The organism is Hydrogenophaga sp., from assembly GCF_036675665.1.
GTDB lineage: Bacteria > Pseudomonadota > Gammaproteobacteria > Burkholderiales > Burkholderiaceae_C > Hydrogenophaga.
This window is the reverse complement of sequence record NZ_JAKFEO010000010.1, coordinates 262,280-278,787: the sequence shown is the minus strand read 5'-3', so window position 1 is coordinate 278,787 and position 16,508 is coordinate 262,280. Positions and strand designations below refer to the sequence as shown.

General features: G+C 66.6%; 6 protein-coding genes and 1 pseudogene. All 7 read left to right on the top strand.

Annotated elements, in window-relative coordinates; all coding sequences use genetic code 11:
- The 7 genes and pseudogenes from V6M63_RS07390 (at position 1) to V6M63_RS07360 (ending at position 16,474) form a co-directional block, all read left to right on the top strand.
- Positions 1-387, top strand: coding sequence for a type II secretion system protein (locus V6M63_RS07390; protein ID WP_442909556.1), 387 nt, complete (start codon positions 1-3; stop codon positions 385-387).
- Positions 374-910 (top strand): type II secretion system protein, encoded by a 537-nt coding sequence (locus V6M63_RS07385; protein ID WP_332740940.1) that lies wholly within the window; start codon positions 374-376, stop codon positions 908-910. The genes V6M63_RS07390 and V6M63_RS07385 overlap by 14 nt, the downstream gene beginning before the upstream one ends.
- Positions 907-1,695 carry an XrtB/PEP-CTERM-associated transcriptional regulator EpsA gene (epsA, locus tag V6M63_RS07380; RefSeq protein ID WP_332740939.1) on the top strand — a complete coding sequence of 263 codons (789 nt, stop codon included), beginning with the start codon at positions 907-909 and terminating at the stop codon, positions 1,693-1,695. Before V6M63_RS07385 ends, epsA begins: the two co-directional genes overlap by 4 nt.
- 1,103 nt (positions 1,696-2,798) lie before the next feature.
- Positions 2,799-2,906: pseudogene (locus tag V6M63_RS24550) on the top strand (FxDxF family PEP-CTERM protein); the annotation flags it as partial.
- 116 nt (positions 2,907-3,022) lie between these two features.
- Entirely contained in the window at positions 3,023-4,495 is a 1,473-nt protein-coding gene (locus V6M63_RS07370) for a hypothetical protein (protein WP_332740937.1), read from the top strand.
- 131 nt (positions 4,496-4,626) lie between these two features.
- Positions 4,627-6,240, top strand: a complete 1,614-nt coding sequence (locus V6M63_RS07365) for a ShlB/FhaC/HecB family hemolysin secretion/activation protein (protein ID WP_332740936.1) — start codon at positions 4,627-4,629, stop codon at positions 6,238-6,240.
- Positions 6,241-6,259: 19 nt separating this feature from the next.
- Positions 6,260-16,474: a filamentous haemagglutinin family protein gene (locus V6M63_RS07360; RefSeq protein ID WP_332740935.1), complete on the top strand. Its 10,215-nt coding sequence runs from the start codon at positions 6,260-6,262 to the stop codon at positions 16,472-16,474.
- The last annotated feature ends 34 nt before the right edge of the window (positions 16,475-16,508 follow it).

Genomic DNA, 16,508 nt, shown 5'->3' with positions numbered 1-16,508 from the left:
ATGAACACCCGCCGCGGCTTCACCCTCATCGAACTCATGGTGGTCATGGCCATCATTGCCACGCTGCTCACCATCGCCACGCCGCGCTACTTTGCGCACCTGGACCGCGCCAGGGAAACGGCGCTGCGCGAAACGCTGGCCGTGACGCGCGACGCCATTGACAAGTTTGCGGCCGACAACGACCGTTACCCCGCCACGCTGGACGAACTGGTGGACAAGCGCTACCTGCGCAGCCTGCCCACCGACCCCATCACCGAGAGCAGCGACACCTGGACCCTGCTGCCACCACCCAGCAGCCTGCAGGGCGAGACAGCCGAGACCACCAGCGGCGTGTGGGACCTGCGCAGCGGCGCGGTGGAGGAGGGCAAGACCTATGACCAGTGGTGAACGCCACTCGCCAGGCCGTCGCCGACAAGGGGGCTTTGGCTACCTCATGGTGCTGTTCGCCATCGCTGTCATGGGCATCACGCTGGCCGGCGCGGGCGAGGTGTGGCGCACCGCTTCGCAACGCGAGAAAGAAGCGCAGTTGCTGTTCGTGGGTCAGCAGTTCCGGCTGGCGCTGGCGTCCTACCGCGACCGCAGCCCCGACGGCTCGCCCAACACGCCGGCCACGCTGGACGACCTGCTGCAGGACAAGCGCTTTCCAACGCCCGTGCCGCACCTGCGCCGCCTCTGGCGCGACCCCATGACCAACAGCACCGAGTGGGTGCTTGTCAAACCCGGCGGGCGCATCACCGGCATCCACACCCGCCATGGCGGCGAGTCGCTGCGCAAGGCGCACGAACCACAAGACGCCGCCCTGAACGGCACCACGGCCTACAGCCAGTGGGTTTTTGAAGCCGCGCCAGCCATGGCTGCACCTGCGGAAACAGCAACCGACAACAACACAGCTTCCAGAGGAGCCTCATGAGAACGAATACATCGTTTGTCCGTTTGAACGCCAGCGATCTTGAACACCTGCTCATGACCATGGAGCGCGCGCTCGAGGTACAGACCCGCGCGCAGTTCTTCCTGTGGGCGCAAGGTGCCTTGCAAGGCTTCATCGCCCACGAATCGCTGTGGTGCGCGCACGGCGACATCGAGCGCATGCAGCTGCGGGTGGAGTGCTTCTCCAACGGCCTGACCAGCGAGCGGGTGGACGCGCTGGTGACCGACCGCGCCGATGGCCTGCTGCCCCGCCTGGTGGACGACTGGCTGCGCGGCGGGCGCATTCCGCGCCTGCTCAGCAGCGAAGGCGGCGACCAGGTGGGCCGGCGCCAGCTCATCAGCGACCTCAAGCACTGCGGCTTCAATCATGTGGCCGTGCACGGCGTGCGTGAAATGCAGGGGAGCTACGGCAGCTTCTTCGTCTTCGCCGGCATGGACCATTTGCCGAGCGAGCGCGACGCCTATCTGCTGGAACTGCTCATGCCCCACATGCACCTGGCGCTGCACCGCATGCGCATGCGCGAAGCCTCGGGCAGCGCGGTGGACCTGGCGCCCGTGACCCTGTTGTCCAAGCGCGAGATCCAGGTGCTGCACTGGGTGAAGAACGGCAAGACCAACATGGAGATCGGCCAGATCCTGGGCATCAGCCCACCCACGGTGAAGAACCACCTGCAGAAGGTGATGCGCAAGCTCAACGTGAACAACCGCGCCCAGGCCGTGGGCAAGAGCGCCACCTTGCGGTTGATGGCGCACAGCGATCTGAACTGAAACGGGGTGTGGGAGGGGAGAGGGCGGGTGAAGCCCGGTGTGTGACGGATTTCACTACCTGAACGGACTACGCGGACACGGGAACCGAACCAATGCGGTGCAACGTTGGATTTCTACAGTTCCTCCTGTGCAGCCGATGGCTTGGAGCTGCAACCGGCGAAAAGTTCCCCCCTTCCTTGTCACTTCACTTCAGATTGGAATCACACATGAAACTCAAACTCATCGCAGCGGCCGCCTTGCTGGCCGCCACCGGCCTGACCCACGCCGCTGTTGACTCCGGCGCTGCGTCTGGCGACGGCACCTTCCTGGCTTCCGTGTCCTTCGGCAATGCCTCCGCTGGCTCCTCGGCTTCGTTCGACCTGGGTCTGTCGTATTCCCAGCTGGCCACCTGGCAAGTCGACATCAACACCACGCTGTCCGGTGGCGGCACGGAGTGGTTCCGTTCGTGGAACCTGAGCACGGGCCAGTACAGCGGCACCGGCCTGACGGCTTCCGTGATCGGCAACTACGGCACCGTCCTGACCGACTTCAATGCCGCGGCTGCCGGTGCAGGCGCCACCAGCACGGCACAGCTGCAGGTGATGGCTCTGGACGGTGAGGGCACCGCAGTGGGTTCGCGTGGCATTTACGCCTCTGGCAACGCCATCAACGCCACCACCGGCGCCGCGCTGGCGGTCACCTCGTCTACCAACACGGTCAACAATGGCCTTGCTGGCAACTCGACAGTGGTTGGCTTCTTCAACAACGTGAACGTCAGCGGCACGCATGCGACCGACGCCAACGGAGCCAACCTGGCCAGCGCAGGGAGTGCTGCCTATTTCAACAACGGCACCGGCATGGAGAAGATTGCACAAACCTCCATGTTCGACACCAACGGCCAGTACAACGGCCAATACGCCGACGGCAGCACCACCTTCGCGGGCCAGCAGCAGGCCGTGGCCTTCTTCAACCAGGTCTCCAGCAGCCTGACCGGCTCCGCCAAGGCCAAGCTCACGGCCATCGGCTACGACTTCGACGGTGACGGTGTGATCGAGTTCGACAACAACGGCGCCACCGTTGGCGGCACCGAATACGGCCTGTGGACCCTGCAAGGCGACGTGCTGACCTTCAGCGTGACCGCCGTGCCGGAACCCGAAACCTACGCCATGTTGCTGGCTGGTCTGGGCCTGATGGGTGCCATCGCCCGCCGCCGCAACAACAAGGCCGCCTGAAGCGCGCGCCTGGCCTCACGTTCCTGGGTTTCAGGTGAGGCTGCTCGCCCATGGGCGGGTGGTCTCTCTTTCCCTCGGTCTCTCTTCCTCCAGTCTTCCATCCTTTGGACTTCATCATGAAAATCCGTTCCATCTCCCTGGCCGCTGCACTGGCTTGCGTGGCTTCTTCTTCCTTCGCCTTGACCCCCGCGCAGATCGACGCTTCCACCGTGCAGCTGTGGATCAACGGCGCCACCGCCCCCACCGCTTCGGTGTACGGCGGCATCCGCAAGCTGTGCGTTGACGCGAACAGCAACGGCGCTCCTGACGACCTGCACGTGTACCTGGAAAAGTCGGTGACCACCGCTGCCGATGCGGCCCCCGGCAAGAGCGCCGCCGGCAAGTTCGCCGCCTACGCCTGCACCATGGGCCCTGCGGCCGGTGCCGATCTGGAAGGCAAGAAGACCGTCGTCTACCACACCTTCGACGTGGGCTCGTTTGAGGCCTACACCCCGCACCTGTTCCTGGCGGGTGAAGTGAACCCCAGCGTGAGCGGCTCGGTGAAGCGCCTGAAGAACATCGCTGCCACCACCGGCAACACCTGCGCCCTGACCGGCTTTGCCACGCAAGACCCGACCTACCTCAACTGTGGCAGTCTGGCCGTGACCGTGGCGCCCAACGCCAGCGTGAACGCCGTGCCCACCCTGCCCGTGGGCGGTGTGTCGGACACCGAGTACACCCTGAACCAGCTCAACCTGGGCGTGATCAAGAGCCTGACCGACATCGGCAGCGAAGTGTCCACCAACGTGGCCCAGGGCTTTGGCCTGGCCGTGAGCTACCCGCTGTATGTGGCCATGCAGCAGTCGCAGGGCATCACCAGCCCCGCATGCGCCGCCACCGGCTCCGGTGCCGCCATCACCGCGGTGAACACCACCCCGGCCTGCCAGCCCAACGTGAGCCGCCAGAAGTACGCTTCCCTGGTGGGCGGTGGGGCCGCTGACAAGGACGCTGGCCTGTTGGCCAGCACGCTGGCCGGCGCGCCGCTGCAGGTCGAGCGCCGGGTCGGCACGTCGGGCACCCAGTCGTCGTCCAACGCCTTCTTCCTGAACGCTCCTTGCGCCACGGGTCTGGGTGCCGGTGCGCTGACGCCGGACGGCTCCAACCTGGTCGGCTCCACGGTGTACCCCAGCGTCACCATCCGTTCCAACAACGGTTCGGGCGACGTCAAGGCCAACATCACCGCTGCTTCCAACGCGAACGCCTACGCCATCGGCGTGTTGTCGCTGGAAAACGCGGCAGCCGGCACCGAGAAGTTTGCTTTCACCAAGCTGAACAGCGTGTCGCCCACGGCCGACGCCAAGCAGCGCCAGACCGCCATCGACGGCGACTACGAGTTCTGGTACGAGCTGGTGGCCTTCACCGCTGCCACCGCACCGGCCGAAGGCGCTGGCCTGATGACCGGTCTGGCCACGGTTCTGGGCGACCCGAGCGTGACCGATCTGCGCGGTCTGTTCGCCACGCCGCTGTCTGGTTTCGCCAACGTCGATTTCCCGACCCAGGTGTCCAAGGGCTACAAGGGCGGCAATGCCTGCTCGGCATCGATCCAGTAATCCGACGACCTGACCAACACCCGGGCGTGCTCCACGCCCGGTGTGGCCGGTGTCTTGAACCGGTATCCGGGACAGCCAGCGATGGCTGTCCCGATCCTGTTTTGTGAATTTGTTTTTTTAACAGGCGTTTCATGCTGCTGTGTTTGTTCAGACCCGCGCCAGGACGCTCCTTCGTATTCCTGCGCCGTGGTGCAGCGGCCCTCAGCCTGTTGGTCGGGGCCTTGTTCTGTGGAACTTCTGCCCAGGCCCAGGAAGCGAAATTCGACATCTTCGAATACCGCGTCGAAGGCACCACCCTCATCCCCGCGCTGACCGTGGAGAAAGCGGTGTACCCGCACATGGGCGAGCAGAAGACGCTGGCCGACGTGGAGAAAGCGCGCGAGGCGCTGGAGAAGGCCTACCACGGTGTGGGCTACCTCACCGTGCTGGTGACGATCCCGCAGCAGCGGGTGAACGAAGGCGTGGTGCGTCTGGCCGTGACCGAAGCACCGGTGGACCGCCTGCGGGTGGTGGAGTCGCGCTACTTCGACCAGGGCGCCATCCGCGCCGGTGCGCCCGAGCTGGCCGAAGGCAATGTGCCCAATTTTCAAGACATGCAGACCGAGCTGACCGCGCTCAACCGCAACGCCGACCGGCGTGTCACGCCGGTGCTGCGCCCGGGCAAGACGCCGGGCACGGTGGAGGTGGACCTGAAGGTGCAGGACAAGCTGCCGCTGCACGGCAGCGTGGAGCTCAACGACCGCTACAGCCCCGACACGTCGCGCACCCGGCTCAACGCCAGCGTGCGCTACGACAACCTCTGGGGCAAGCAGCACAGCATTGGCCTGAGCCTGCAAACCGCGCCCAGCAATCCCAGCGAGAGCCAGGTGTTCTCGGTCAACTACACCATTCCGCTGGCGGGGGGTGAGTTTCTCGCGCTCTATGGCGTCAAGTCCGATTCCGACGTGTCGGCCGTGGGCACGCTCAACGTGGTCGGCCGCGGCACCATCCTGGGCGCGCGCTATATCAAGCCCTTGCCGGGCAGCGATTCGTTCTTCCACAGCGCCTCGTTCGGCGTGGACGTCAAGGACTTCGACCAGTCGGTCAACCTCATCGGCAGTGGCGGTTTCAACACGCCGATCAAATACACGCCGTTCACCATCGGCTGGGACGGCACGCGCCTGACCGAGCAGGGCACGACACGCTTGGGCCTGTCGTTCAACTTCAACGTGCAGGGCCTGGGCAGCGACGAGCAGGAGTTCGCCGACAAGCGCTTCAAGGGCCGTCCGTCTTACGCCTACCTGCGCGGCAATGCCTCGCAAGAGCGCACGTTGGCCAACGACTACGGCCTTGCCTTGCGCACCACATGGCAGGTGGCCGGGCAGCCGCTCATTTCCAACGAGCAGTTCGCCATCGGCGGTGTGGACACGGTGCGTGGCTACCTGGAATCGGCCGCCTTGGGCGAGACCGGCCTGGCGGTGTCGCTGGAGGGCAAGTCGCCCAACTTCAAGGGCCGTTTCCCCTCGCTGGGCGAAGCGGTGACCGACCTGCACGCCATTGCCTTTGTCGACGCGGGCACCGTGCGCGTGCTCGAACCCATCACCGCCACCAGCCGCTTCACCCTGGCCAGTCTGGGTCTGGGCTTGCGCCTCAAAGGCTTCAACGGTCTCGATGCCGCCCTGCAATGGGCGTACCCCCTCAAAGCCGTGGGCAACACCGCCCGCGGTGACCACCGCTTTCATTTCAGCGTCGCCTACGAGTGGTGATGCAGCGCAGGAGAACCCCATGAACCGCCAACGCTACCGCCTCGTCTTCAGCCAGAGCGTGGGGGGCCTGGTGCCCGCCGCCGAAAGCACACGGGGCCGTGGCAAGTCGGCCAGTGGCGCGCGCAGCGCCAGTGTGTTGCTGGGCGGCTTGCTGCTGGCGGCGCCCGTGCTGGCCGAGCTGCCCGTGCCCCAGGGTGCGAATGCGGGGTACAGCGTCATTGGCAACCGGGCGTTCGTCAACCAGGTGGGCAACAAGGCCATCCACAACTGGCAGACCTTCAACGTGGGTGCCGGCAAGACGGTGCAATTTGGTCAGGTCAACGACCTGGTCAACAACCAGTTCGTGCAAGGTGCCAGCTTCACCACGCTCAACCGCATCTGGGACATCAACCCCAGCGTGATCGCGGGCAGCATCACGCAGGCGGCCGGCCAGAAAGCCAACGTGATCATGGTGAACACCAACGGCATCGCCTTCATGGGCGGGTCGCAGGTGAACCTCAACAGCTTCACGGCCAGCAGCCTGGACATCGCGGACAAATACATCTTGAACACGCTGCTGCCGGGTGACGATCAGCCGCAGTACCAGGGCACGGGCGGGTTCGTGAAAGTGTTCGAGGGCGCGCAGATCACGGCGGGCGAGCAGGGGCGCATCATGCTGATCGCGCCGACGGTCATCAACCAGGGCAGCATCTCGGCGCCGGGCGGCCAGGTGGTGTTGGCGGCGGGCACCAAGGCCTACCTGCGCACGGCCTCGGCCGCTGGCGACAACGACGTGCGTGGCCTGATGGTGGAGGTGGACAGTCCGGCCGGCCTGAACAGCTACGACGCGGCGAACACCAGCGTCAAGGACGGCCTGCTGGATGGGCAGGCGGTGGATCTGACGGACCCGGCCCGGGATCTGCTGGGCAATGCCACCAATCTGGGCCAACTCACTGCGACCACCGGCAACGTGACCATGGTGGGACTGGCCGTCAACCAGCTCGGTCTGGCCCGTGCCACGACCTCGGTGGTGGCCAACGGGACGGTGTACCTGATGGCCAGCGACAGCTACAAAAGCCCGGGGGCCGCCAACCTGAACAGTCCTGGCAGCCGGACCGAGCGCGCCGGGCGTGTGACCCTGGGGACCGGCAGCGTGACCGAGGTGTTGCCTGAAGTCAATGACGCCACCACCTCGCTGGACTGGATCGAGCAGGTGGGCACGGTCAAGACGCTGAAGTCCGATCTGGAGAACAAGTCCCGGGTACAGATCCTGGGCAACGACGTGCGCCTGGCGACAGGCTCCACGGTTCGCGCGGCGAGCGGGGTGGTGGACATCACCGCGGTGGACAAACCGCTCAACGTGGATGGTCTGGGGGTCAACCCGTTCACCACGGTGGGCATCGATCAGGTGTCGGGCACGGCGCGCGTGCACGTGGCCGAGGGTGCCGTGATCGATGTGTCCGGCCTGTCGGGTGTGCAGGTCTCGGGGGAGCGCAACACGGTGGAAGTGGAGCTTCGGGGGGATGAGCTCAAGGATTCGCCCGCCAACCGCAACGGTGTGCTGCGCGGCGAGAAGGTGTACCTGGACGTGGAGCGTGCGCTGGCCCGAGCCCGCAGTGGTGAGTCCACCCTGATCGCCGAGGACAGCCTGGAGGCTTACCAGGCCCGCCTGGGCCGCACGGTGGCGGAGCGGTCCACCCAGGGCGGCACGGTGAACATCCGGTCGCAGGGCGAGGTGATCCTGGAGACGGGTTCGACCATCAACCTCTCGGGAGGCAGCGTCGAGTACACGCCCGCCACCGTCAAGTCCACGCTGCTGTTTTCCAACGGCCAGCGGGTTGAGGTGAGCGAGGCAGATGCCAACGTGCGTTACGACGGCATCGCCACGCGCTACGTGATCGACTACGGACGCTGGAACCAGAAGGAAACCATCGACCTGGGCGAGTACATGAAATACGACCCCGGCTACACCGATGGCAAAGCCGCAGGTGCCATGAACATCGTGGGCATGGGCGGCACGGTGCTGCAGTCGACCATCCAGGGCAAGACCGTGGTGGGTGAGCGGCAGCTGGCCGCCGGCACCGCACCGCAGGGTGCGCGCTTGCAGGTGGGGTCCTCAGCTGTTGAAAATGATTTCAAGAACTTTCAGCAGGTGCGCCTGGGGCATGGGTTCCAGCAGTTGCCCATCAACTTCAACTTTGGCGACGTGCTGGCGGCCGACCTCAAGAACCAACTGCTCATCGACACCAGGATGCTCGGTGAAGATCTGATCGCCGGGCTCACCATCCATTCGAACAAGGGCGCCGTGGTGGAACAGGCGGTGGCTCTGCCGGACGGGGGGTCGTTGTCGATCACGGCCAGCGCGGTCGCGGTCAACGCCGACGTCAGTGCCGCGGGGGGTGTCATCGAATTCAACACGCGGGGCAACCAGGCCGATCCGACCAACGCATTCGTGCTCGAAACAGCCGATGTGGTGGTGGCCCCCGGGGTCACGCTCTCGACGGCTGGCAAATGGGTGAACGAACAGGTGGGCTTCGACGACTCGGCGCGCCGCAGCGTGGTGATCGACGGTGGCTCCGTCACGCTGTCGGCCATCGGTGACGCGGTTCTGGGCAGCGGCTCCACCGTCGATGTGTCGGGTGCGGCCTGGCTTCAACGCGACGGGACACTGAAATATGGCAGTGGTGGCACCGCCACGCTGGTCGCCAACGAAACGTTGAGGACCGATGGCTCGATGCCGGGTCGGGTCGAGCTGGATGGTCGCCTGCTGGGCTTTGGCTTCCAGGATGGCGGCACCTTGAAGCTGTCGTCGGGGTCGGTCCAGATCGGTGGCGAACCCACGGGCGCCAGCAACGCGCTTTTCCTGCGGCCCGAGTGGTTCTCGTCGGGCGGTTTCGAGAACATCGCTGTCACGGGTCGCGAGGGTGTGACGCTGGCCGAAGGTGCCGTGCTGGCGCCACAGCTGCAGTCGCGCGAGCTCAACCCGGGGTTTGCGGTCCAGACGTCGGGCACCGATGTGGCTTCCATGGCGTCGCTGCGGGCCTTGCCGCCCCATGAGCGCAGCCCGGTCAACCTGACCCTGGCGGCCGACTCCAATCTTCTGGGCGATGTCACCTTGGGTACGGGCTCGCGCACGGTCCTGGACACGGGTGGCTCGCTGACCCTGAATGCGGCACACCAGGTCAGCATCCTCGGTTCGGCGCAGGCCCATGCGGGTCGCATCGAGGCGAGGCTGTCAGCGCCCCTCGACAAGGACTTCGACGCTTCCAGCAGCATCTTCCTGGGTGAAGCCGCCAGCCTGGATGTGTCCGGCACGGCCTTGACCCATGCCGATGCCACGGGCCAGCCAGTTGGCCGGGTGCTGGACGGAGGCTCTGTGAGCCTGAACGCGTCCACCGGTCATGTGATCGCCAAGGAGGGTTCCAGCATCAACGTCTCCGGTGCTGCGCCGGTCTACCTGGCCGAGCGCAACGAGGCGGGGGGTCTGGGTCGCAACCTGGGCAGCGGCGCGGGTTCTGTGTCCATTGCAGCGCGTGAAGGCATGGTGCTCGATGGCACGCTGCTGGCCCAGGCCGGCGCACCAGACCAGTACGGCGGCAGCCTGACGATCCACCTGGGCAATGACAACGCGCCCACGCCAAGCCCGATCCCCTTTCCGGTGGCCCCCAGTGTGCTGAGCGTCGAGTCCTCCGTTCCCGCGCAGGCGCAGGCGTTGCAAGCCGGGCAAGCCATACCGGCCGCGTTCAGCGACCGGTCGCGCCTGGACATGAACCGCATCGAGGCGGCGGGTTTCGAGCAGATCGCTCTTGGGTCCAAAGATGCGATCCGCCTGCAAGACGGTGTGAACATCGGGGGTGGTCGCACCATGCCGCTGCGCTCGGTGAGTCTGGACACCCCTCTCATCGACATGGCGGGAGGCACCGCCCATGTGACGGCTGCACGGGTCCGCATGGGCAACCAATCCACGTTGCGCCAGAGCGTGGTCAACACGCCGGTGGCTGGCACCGGTGCGCTCAATGTGGACGCCACGCGCATCGAGGTGGTGGGCAAGTCCACGCTGAGCGGCGTGGCCGAAACCCGGTTGACCGCTTCCGAGCAGATCGAGCTGTCGGGTGTGGATGTGGACGCTGTGGGCCCTCTCGCCGGTGCGCTCGACACGGCGGGCGATCTGACGTTCACCGCAAAGGTGCTGGCGCCGGCAACCTACAGCGACTTCAAGGTGTCCGCGCCCGGGAAGACGGTGCGCATTGTTCAGTCAGCCGGCGCGGCGCAGCAGCCGCTGTCCGCTTTTGGTCGCCTGCGCATCGAGGCGGGCCAGATCTCGCAGCAAGGCAGCATCTGGGCGCCCCTGGGCCAAATCGAGCTGGAGGCCAGCGGATCGCTGACCCTGGCGCCGGGCAGTCTGACCTCGGTGTCTGCCCAGGCGGGCACCGTGCTGCCTTTCGGCTCCGTGGTGAATGGCCGGGAGTGGTCTTACGGCGGCGACATTCTTTCGGATCTCCCCGAAAAGTCGGTCAGCCTCAAGGGCGCCCAGGTGGACTTCCAGTCCGGTGCCCAGGTCTCGGTGGCCGGCGGTGGCGATGCCCAGGCCCACGAGTTCACCGTGGGGCCCGGTGGTTCGAAGGATTTCCTGGCCCAGGCAGACACCTTCGCGGTGATGCCCGGCTACACAGATGGCTTCGCACCCAACGATGCGCAGGAAGGCTTTGCCCCCGACGGAGGTGCCGCCGTGTACCTGCGTGGCGTGGCCGGTCTGGCCGATGGCGTCTACACCTTGCTGCCTGCGCACTACGCCCTGTTGCCGGGGGCCTTTGCAGTGCGGTTGAACCCGGGCGAATCACCCGTGTTGCCGGGAAGCGGCTACACCCGCGCGGACGGTGTGCAGGTGGCCTCGGGCTACCTCACCGACAGCCGCTCTGGAGCTCCTCGTGCGGGTGACTGGCAGGGCATTCAGGTGCTCACACGGGACCAGGTGCGGGACCGGTCCGAGTACACGCTCGCGGCAGCGTCTTCGTTCTTCGCGGACTCCCGCTTTTCGCCCCAGGACGCCGGGCGGCTGGCCGTGGTGAGCCTGGGCACGGGCCCGGACAGCCTGCGGCTCAATGGAACGGTGGCGACGCAGGGCGCCGCCGGGGGTGCGGGAGCGGCCGTTGACATTGCTGCCGCCAACTTGCGGGTCTCGGGCTCTGCCGATGCGGCGGCCCCGGACGAGGCTTGGGTCGCGACGGGCTGGATCAACGACCTGGGTGCCGAGAGTCTGTTGCTGGGCGGTGCGCGCTCCCGCTCGCAGACGGGCACTGATCTGACCGTGTTGACCGATACCCTGACCCTGGCCAACGATGCGCGGAGCGCCTTGACTGCGCCCGAGGTGATGCTGGCGGCCAGGGACACCTTGACGCTGGCCGCGGGCAGCGCCATCAACGCACAGGGTGCAGGCGGCAACGCGGGCAGCATCAGCACGGCGGGCAATGGCGCCTTCGTGCGGGCCGCATCCTCGTCGGCCAGCTTCACGCGCACCGGGTCGCCTGACCGCAGCCAGGGCACGCTGATCGGCGCAGCCGACAGCGTGCTTCAGGCGGCCAAGGCAATCGCCATCGATGCCACGCAGGACAACGCCTTCGCGGGCCAGCTGGCCTTTGTCAAAGAGGGTGTTGCCGTGGCCGGCGAATTGAGCGCGGGCAGTTCACGCATCAACTTCGGCAGCCCGGCCCAGCCGGTGGATGGCCTGACGTTCAGCCAGTCGGAACTGGACGGGCTGCAGAGCCTGGACAGCCTGGCGCTGACCAGCTACTCCACGTTTGATTTCCACGGGGATGTGGACGTCGGCGGGGTGGGCAGCGATGGGAAACCCTTGATCAAGAACCTGACGTTGCAAGGCGCAGGACTCGCGGGCTTCGGTGGGGCGGGGCAGACCGCCAGCTTGCGCGCCCGCAACCTGACCCTGGCCAACACCGCGGGCGTGCCCAACGCCACACCGGCTGGACTGACCCTGGGCAGCGGATCGCTGGAGGTACAGGCGCAGACCCTCACCTTGGGCCAGGGCCAGAAGGCGGTGAGCGGTTTTGCCAACGTGGGCATCACCGCCGACGAGCTGGTGGCTTCGGGCACCGGCAGCACCCAGCTCGGCAACGGGGCTTCGATCACCACCGCGCGGCTGACCGGCAGCACCGGCGCCAGCCAGACGCTGGACGCCGGCACCCAGGCGTTGACCCTGGGCAAGATGACGCCATCAACGGCACTGGTCGCAACGACTTCTCTGGGCGCTGCCTGGGAGCTGAAGGCGGGTTCGGTTCTGTTGGATACCCAGGCCGACCTGGGCGGCGGTGCGCTGACCTTGGCAGCGGTGAGCGGTGACGTCACGCTGGGCGCGAACGCCGACATCGACGTGTCGGGTCGCTCGGTGGCGTTCTTCGACGAGACCCGCAGCATCGGGGGCGGCCATGTGACGCTGAGCAGCGCGACCGGCAAGATCGAGGCGAAGGCGGGTGCACGCATCGATGTGTCGGGTGGCGCGGGCGCCGACGGCGGCGCGCTGGTGGCGACGGCGGTGCAGGGCACCGTGGACCTTGAAGGGGCGACGCTGGCGGGTCAGACCCCTGCCGATGGAGGCGGCCAGACCGGAAAGGCGGCCCAGGTGCGCATCGACGCGAAATCGCTGGCCAACTTCTCCGCGCTCAATGCACAGTTGAACGCCGGCGGCTTCGAGGGTGAACGCAGCCTGCGTGCCAGAACCGGCGCGCTGACAGTGGCCGCCACCGATGTGGTGAAAGCTCAAAAGGTGACGCTGACCGCCGATGGCGGCGCGCTCACCGTGAACGGAACGGTTTCGGCCTCGGGTGTTGAAGGGGGCCAGGTGGCGCTGTACGGCCAGTCGGTCACGCTGACCGGGACGGCCCGGGTGGAGGCGGCCGCCACCTCTGTGGGCGGCGAAGGTGGCCGGGTTGAACTCGGCGCGGCCACGCAGGCCAGTGAAACCGACGCGCAGGGCATCGATCTGCAGGCCGGCGCTGTGATCGACGTGAGCGGAGGCGCAGGCGGCGAGGTGCACCTGCGTGCCCAGCGCAAAGGCAACGACGTGGCTGTGACCGCGCTGGACAGCACGATCACCGGGGCACGCGAGGTGACGCTGGAGGCGGTACGGGTCTACGACAACAAAGAGACCCTCGACGTATCGACCACCGATGCAGGCACCACGCTGGGCCTGACCAGGATCAAGAACGACAACAACGCCTACGCCGGCAACCACGGTGCGATCAAGGGCCGCCTGGGCCAGGCGGGCAACCCGGCGTTCCATATTGTCTCGGGCGCGGAGGTCCGTTCTGCGGACGCCATGACGCTGGGCGCGGACTGGAACTTTCAGGACGCCACCGCGGGCGGAGAGGCCGGCGTGCTGACGCTGCGCGCTGGCGGCAACCTGAACATCAACAACAACCTGTCGGACGGCTTCTCCACAGCGACAAAGCTGGACGGCGCCAACCCCGCCGCGTTGCAGGACGCGACGGTCAGGGGCGGCAAGGCCTGGTCGTTCAACCTCGTGGCCGGTGCAGATGCCGGCTCGGCGGACGTGATGAACACCCGGGCGGGGGCGGGCGACCTGACGCTGGCCGCGGCCAAGCTCATTCGCACGGGTTCTGGCGATATCCGCATGGCGGCCGGACAGGACATCGTGCTCAAGTCCAACGCTTCGGCCGTCTACACGGCGGGCACCCGGTACACGCCAGCGGCGGGCTTTGCCGTGCCAGCCCTCGCCCAGTTCAGCCAGGGTGGCGGCGACATCATGATGTCGGCGCAGCGCGATGTGCAGGGCGTTGCTTCAGCCCAGCTGTACAGCAACTGGCTGTTCCGTCAGGGCAGGCTGGGCGCCGATGGCGTGAGCTATGTCGCGAATGCCCAGCCCGCCTGGTGGGTGCGATTCGACAAGTTCGAGCAGGGTGTGGCTACCTTGGGCGGAGGCAATGTCAGCATCACCGCGGGGGGCAAGGTGTCCAACCTGTCGGCGTCTGCCGCTACGCAGGGGTACACCACTTCGGCGGTGGCCGATGCCTCGGCGGCCGTGCGCACGGGCGGCGGCGATGTGAACGTGACGGCCGGTGGCGATGTGCTGAGCGGTCAGTACTACGCCGATCTGGGAGATGTGAACCTGAAGGCAGGTGGCAGCATTCGCAGCGGCTACTCGGTCTCAAGCCGCCCCGTGCACACCATCCTGGCGGTGGGCGACGGGGCCGTGACCGCCACTGCGCTGGGCGATGTGGATGTGCACGCCATCATCAACCCGCACCTGGTGGTGCAGTCGTCCACGGCGGGATTCAACATCGGAACGACTCAGGCAGCGAACGCGCAGTGGAGCGTGTTTTCCACTTACGCCGAAGACAGTTCAGCATCGCTGCTGAGTGCGACCGGGAACGTTCGGCTCTTTGGTGGTGGCGTCGGCAGCACCGCGCAGGCGCAGTCGCTGGCCAACGCTTACAAGTCTCCGGTGAACCTGGCATTGGGCGCCTACGCGGACGACGTGCTCTTGACGGTGCTGCCGCCTTCCCTGTCCGCCATTGCAATGTCTGGTGATGTGTCGCTGTTGTCCAGCGCGCAGCTCAGCCCGGCAGCACAGGGCAAGCTCGAGCTGCTGGCCAGCGAGAACCTGAATGTGCCGGCCAGGATCACGCTGTCGGACACCGCTTCCCTGCCCGATGCGGTGAACCCCGGCTCGGATGCCCGGGCCTCGGGTGTTTTCAGCTACGCATACAGCGCCAGATCGACGCAGGCACATGCGGCGGTGCCGGTGCACGCCAACGATGCCGATCCGGTGCAGCTGTATGCCGTGAACGGGTCGATCCTCGGCAACAACCAGGTGCTCAAGTCGGCCAAGCGGGTGGGTGTTCGTGCTGGCGATGACATTCTCAACCTGCCGATGGACGTCCAGCATGTGTCGGCCAGCGACGTCAGCGTGGTGGAGGCCGGGAAAGACATTGCCCTGAGTCCGATCCGTTCGAGCAACAGCTACGTGGCGGTGTCAGGTCCCGGCCGGCTTGAAATGACGGCGGGGCATGACATTGACCTTGGCGCTTCTGCCGGTGTGCTCAGCCGGGGCACGCTGGACAACCCGGCGTTGCCCGATGGTGGTGCAGACCTGCATCTGGCAGCGGGTGTGGGCGCCGCAGGTCTGGACCCCGCAGGCGCGGTGAACAGGCTTGCCACCGAACTGGCCGACGGGGTGTTCAGCGACGAGACGCTGTGGCTGGCGCGCTGGCTGACAGGCGACGACACGCTCTCACGCGAGCAGGCCCTGCAGCGGGTGCAGCAGGTCGCTGCGGCGGCTCCCGATGTGCAGCGCACCCGGGTGCGCGAGATGCTGTTCAACGGCATCCGGCAGACTGGTCGGATCGCCAACATACCGAACAAGCCGGAAAAACCCAACCCGTACGCGGGTGATTTCACTCGCGCCTATCGGGCTCTGGAAATGGCGTTTCCAGGCATGGGGACCTCATTGGCCACGGGTGCCTACCAGGGCACGATCGATGTGTTCGCCAGCCGGATCAAGACGGAGCAAGGCGGCAACATCGAACTGCTGGTGCCCGGCGGCGGGGTGGTGGTCGGCTTGAGCAACACGCCGGAGGCACTGGTCACGCCGCTGGACAGCGGCAAGGACACCGGCCCGCTGGGCATCATCACCGTGGGGGCCGGCGACATCCGCATGCTGGCGAGGGACGATGTGCTGGTGAACCAGTCGCGTGTGCTCACCGCCGCCGGTGGTGATGTCCTGATCTGGTCCAGCGAGGGCGACATCGATGCCGGCAAGGGCAAGAAGACGGCGACGGCGGTGCCGCCCCCGGTGATCAAGACCGACAGCGATGGCAATGTGACCCAGGAGATCCAGGCCGCTGCGGCAGGCTCGGGCATCGGGGCACTGTCCACCAACGGGATCATCGCCGGCGACGTCGACCTGATCGCTCCCAAAGGCACGGTCAACGCCGGCGACGCCGGCATCCGGGCCGGCAACCTCAACATCGCCGCATTGGTGGTGCTGGGCGCCGACAACATCTCTGTTTCGGGCTCCAGCGCCGGCACGCCCGTGGCCGACACCAGCGCCGTCTCGGCCGCGTCGTCGGGCGCCACCTCGGGTGGTGACGACACCGGCAAGGTGGTCGAGTCGCTCAACCAGGCGGCGGCCGAGTCGGCCAAGGCGGCGCAGGAGATGGCTTCGGCCTTGCGCCCTTCGGTGGTGCGGGTCGACGTGCTGGGCTTTGGCGACGCGCCATGAGCGTAGTCCGAACGGATGGTTCCTTCTCTTTTGT

What these genes read in the sequence shown, in the direction of transcription:
- V6M63_RS07390 (WP_442909556.1), top strand. Translation starts at nt 1, where the DNA reads ATGAACACCCGCCGCGGCTTCACCCTCATCGAACTCATGGTGGTCATG.
- V6M63_RS07385 (WP_332740940.1), top strand. Translation starts at nt 374, where the DNA reads ATGACCAGTGGTGAACGCCACTCGCCAGGCCGTCGCCGACAAGGGGGC.
- epsA (WP_332740939.1), top strand. Translation starts at nt 907, where the DNA reads ATGAGAACGAATACATCGTTTGTCCGTTTGAACGCCAGCGATCTTGAA.
- V6M63_RS07370 (WP_332740937.1), top strand. Translation starts at nt 3,023, where the DNA reads ATGAAAATCCGTTCCATCTCCCTGGCCGCTGCACTGGCTTGCGTGGCT.
- V6M63_RS07365 (WP_332740936.1), top strand. Translation starts at nt 4,627, where the DNA reads ATGCTGCTGTGTTTGTTCAGACCCGCGCCAGGACGCTCCTTCGTATTC.
- V6M63_RS07360 (WP_332740935.1), top strand. Translation starts at nt 6,260, where the DNA reads ATGAACCGCCAACGCTACCGCCTCGTCTTCAGCCAGAGCGTGGGGGGC.